This window comes from Dissulfurispira sp. (assembly GCF_036745535.1).
GTDB lineage: Bacteria > Nitrospirota > Thermodesulfovibrionia > Thermodesulfovibrionales > Dissulfurispiraceae > Dissulfurispira.
Window position 1 is genome coordinate 1 of sequence record NZ_DAIOFX010000066.1, and the last position, 3,353, is coordinate 3,353.

Here is a 3,353-nt window from a genome sequence, read left to right on the forward strand (position 1 = left end):
AATTTAGGTAAAAGATAATGGTATAGGGTAAGATTAATCTTGCCCTATACCGATGCCTTGCCATCTGTCAGCAATAGTGGAAATTACAGTTTCCCTTTTGTCGTTGGCAGGCCTTTTATTCTCGGGTCGATGGTTACTGCCTGTCGTAATGCCCGTCCCAATCCCTTGAATATCGCCTCGATTATGTGATGGATGTTCCTGCCATAAAGGACGTTAATGTGGAGCGTAATACTGCTGTTGCTCACAAATGCCTGAAGAAAGTCCTCGATAAGGTCAGGGTCAAAATCCTTGAGTTTGCTCTTCTTGGGAAATTCCACTTTATAGACAAGATAAGGCCTGCCGCTGATGTCGAGGCTTACTGATGCAAGCGCCTCGTCCATGGGCACGGATGCCTGCCCATATCGCGATATTCCTTTCATATCTCCAAGCGCCTGCTTAATCACCTTGCCGAGGACGATTCCGACATCCTCAACAGTGTGATGATAGTCAATCTCGATATCTCCTTTTGCCTTCAGTTTTGCATCGAATAGTCCGTGCCTGCACATCAGCGAGAGCATATGGTCAAGAAAAGGAATGGATGTATTTATCGAATACTTGCCGCTTCCGTCAAGATTTATTTCAACTGCTATGTCTGTTTCTTTAGTCCTTCTTTCAACCTTAGCCTTTCTCATTTTTTCCTCCAACTGATTTCTTCAGGGCTTTTAAAAAGAGTTCATTTTCTTCAGGCGTGCCTATTGTTACCCGCAATGAATCTTTTATAACACTGCCTATATTCCTCACAAGCACGCCTTGTTTTATCAATCTCTGATATACTGCATTCGCATTTTTTGTCTTAAACAATATGAAATTTGCCTCAGATGGATATGGCGATACATTATTAATTTTGCTTAATTCCTCAAACAACCTTTCCCTTTCTGAAGTGATATTTTTTATCTGTGATTCTATGACGTCCTTGTTTTTGAATGCCTCCAATGCCATTGACTGGGATACTGAATTGAGATTAAATGGAAGCCTTACCTTATTGACCTCATTTATTAAGCCTTCATCAGCTATTAGAAAGCCGACCCTTAATGATGCAAAACCTGTTTTGCTTAATGTCCTCAATATGGCTAAGTTTTTGTAATCCTTTAATAAAGGTAAAAAGCCCTTCTCGCTTGAGAATGGCTGATATGCCTCATCCACAACCACAATGCCCTTGGATGCCTCTATGATTTTTAATATGCTTTCGGCAGAAAAACAGTTTCCTGTCGGATTGTTTGGCGAGCTGAGGAATATAAGCTTGGGGTTGTATTTTTTTATAGCAGCAAGCATTTTATCAATATCGAGGTCAAAATCTTTGTTTAATGGTATTCCGATATTTTTCTCTCCCAATGCCTGTGAGATAATGCCGTACATGGAAAAAGTCGGTACAGGATAAAGCACAGGCCCACCAAAAGTTGTAATTAAATAATAAATAAGCTCGTCGGAGCCGTTTCCCATGAGGATATTGTCGGGCTTTATCTTTAAATTTTTTGAGCTTGTCTTTTTTAGTTCTTTAGCTTCAGGGTCAGGATAGCGGTTAAGCCTTTGAAGGATTTTTTTGTCAGGTGCAGTATCAATACAATATGGGCTTTCATTTGCATCCAGCTTCACTTTGCAAGGTATCTCTTTTGCTTCGTAAGGCTTGAGCGAGCGGATGTTTGGTCTTGCAAGTTTCGAGAAATCAATGTTTTTCATGATGTTTATAATAAATGGACAACGAACCGTTGTCAATGTTTTGGTTGTCGGGTATAATGAGTTATGAAAATCGAAGACTTGAGACAGATCGGTCAACGCTTATTCGCCGAAATAGGCAAAACAAGGCTAAAGCCTTTTGCCTCTGAATCCATTGGAAAAGGTGCTGCAGGTGACAAGACATTCCCTATCGACAAAAAGGCAGAGGATATTATCATCGGCTCATTGGAGGCCCTCAATGAGCCATTAAGCATAATTTCAGAAGAGGCTGGCCTCAAGGAAATAAAAGGAGGTGGCAAAAAGATATTGATAGACCCTATAGACGGCAGCAAAAATGCTATCACAGGAATACCATTTTACTGCTCATCCATTGCTGTTGCGGATAAAGACAACATCGGCAGCGTTTCACTTGCATATGTGATAAACCTTTTGACAGGCGATGAATTCTGGGCTGAGAAAGGCAAGGGTGCATTCTTTAATGGTGAGAGGATTCATACTCAAAAGGATGATGTCTTTTATCTGATTGCCTATGAATCACCGAGTCCGAAAAATGATATCCCAAAGATGATACGACTGCTTTCCGAGACAAGAAGGACAAGGTGTTTTGGTGCAACGGCATTGGATCTTGCATATGTTGCATATGGTTCTGTAAGCGTATTTTTAACCCCGTCTCCGTCGCGGAGCTTTGATTTTGCAGGCGGCTATCTTCTAATAAAAGAGGCTGGTGGGGTATTCTCTGATACGGATGGAAAGTCCATAGAGAATATGGAAATAGGGCTTAAGAGAAGCGTGCCAATCCTTGCCGCAGGGAATAAACAGTTGCACGAAAAGGCATTGAGGTTGTTGAGGTGAATAATTAAGAGGTTGCGCATTTGAGATCACAAATTGAGATCTCAAGTTGGAGGGAAAATGAAGGCACTTATTCCAGTTGAGATGATTGAGAAGAAGATATTGATGATTCGAGGCGAAAAGGTTATGCTTGATAGCGATCTCGCTGAGCTTTATGGGGTGCCAACGAGAAGGCTGAATGAACAGGTAAGGCGTAATATATCGCGGTTCCCTGATGACTTTATGTTCCAACTGACGTCTGAAGAGACTGAAAACTTGAGATCGCAATTTGCGACCTCAAGTTCAGGCCACGGCGGACGCAGATATCTTCCCTATGTTTTTACCGAGCAAGGGGTTGCGATGCTTTCATCAGTGTTGAATAGTGAAAGAGCAATTGAGGTCAACATTCACATAATGCGCGCTTTTGTTAAGCTAAGGGAAATGGTAGCTTCTCATAAAGACCTCGCAAAGCGGTTCGATGACCTTGAGAAGAAATACGATGCACAGTTTAAGGTAGTTTTTGATGCCATCCGGCAGTTGATGATCCCACCCGAACCGAAAAAGAGGAAGATAGGATTTTGGAGGGAAAAGGACGAGTGAGAAGGGGGATATAATGTTTTTGGAGAGGAGAAAAGGGGATGTGTGTCCCTCTTTTTCTAATATAATTTTAAACATAACATCTCGAAAGTTATTTCAGAGGGTTTCTAATGGGTTCACGGGCACAGATGTATAAATATGAATTTGAATGGGTAAGCGACAACAAGTGGCGACTACAAATCTGGATGTGTGAAACCTATGCTCCTCTGTTGAAG

4 protein-coding genes are annotated in these 3,353 nt (G+C 41.6%); 2 read left to right on the plus strand and 2 right to left on the minus strand.

From position 1 onward, the window contains the following. Window positions 1-83: 83 nt before the first annotated feature. Window positions 84-671, minus strand: coding sequence for an imidazoleglycerol-phosphate dehydratase HisB (gene hisB / locus V7L97_RS09855; protein ID WP_333655513.1), 588 nt, complete (start codon window positions 669-671; stop codon window positions 84-86). Further along, window positions 658-1,716, minus strand: a complete 1,059-nt coding sequence (hisC, locus tag V7L97_RS09860) for a histidinol-phosphate transaminase (RefSeq protein WP_333655514.1) — start codon at window positions 1,714-1,716, stop codon at window positions 658-660. Before hisC ends, hisB begins: the two co-directional genes overlap by 14 nt. Window positions 1,717-1,779: 63 nt before the next feature. On the opposite strand from hisC, the gene V7L97_RS09865 reads away from it, so the two are divergent. Continuing rightward, window positions 1,780-2,565 carry an inositol monophosphatase family protein gene (locus V7L97_RS09865; RefSeq protein ID WP_333655515.1) on the plus strand — a complete coding sequence of 262 codons (786 nt, stop codon included), beginning with the start codon at window positions 1,780-1,782 and terminating at the stop codon, window positions 2,563-2,565. A gap of 57 nt (window positions 2,566-2,622) precedes the next feature. Continuing rightward, window positions 2,623-3,141, plus strand: coding sequence for an ORF6N domain-containing protein (locus tag V7L97_RS09870; protein WP_333655517.1), 519 nt, complete (start codon window positions 2,623-2,625; stop codon window positions 3,139-3,141). Window positions 3,142-3,353: the final 212 nt, after the last annotated feature.

What these genes read in the sequence shown, in the direction of transcription:
- hisC (WP_333655514.1), bottom strand. Translation starts at nt 1,716, where the DNA reads ATGAAAAACATTGATTTCTCGAAACTTGCAAGACCAAACATCCGCTCG.
- V7L97_RS09865 (WP_333655515.1), top strand. Translation starts at nt 1,780, where the DNA reads ATGAAAATCGAAGACTTGAGACAGATCGGTCAACGCTTATTCGCCGAA.
- hisB (WP_333655513.1), bottom strand. Translation starts at nt 671, where the DNA reads ATGAGAAAGGCTAAGGTTGAAAGAAGGACTAAAGAAACAGACATAGCA.
- V7L97_RS09870 (WP_333655517.1), top strand. Translation starts at nt 2,623, where the DNA reads ATGAAGGCACTTATTCCAGTTGAGATGATTGAGAAGAAGATATTGATG.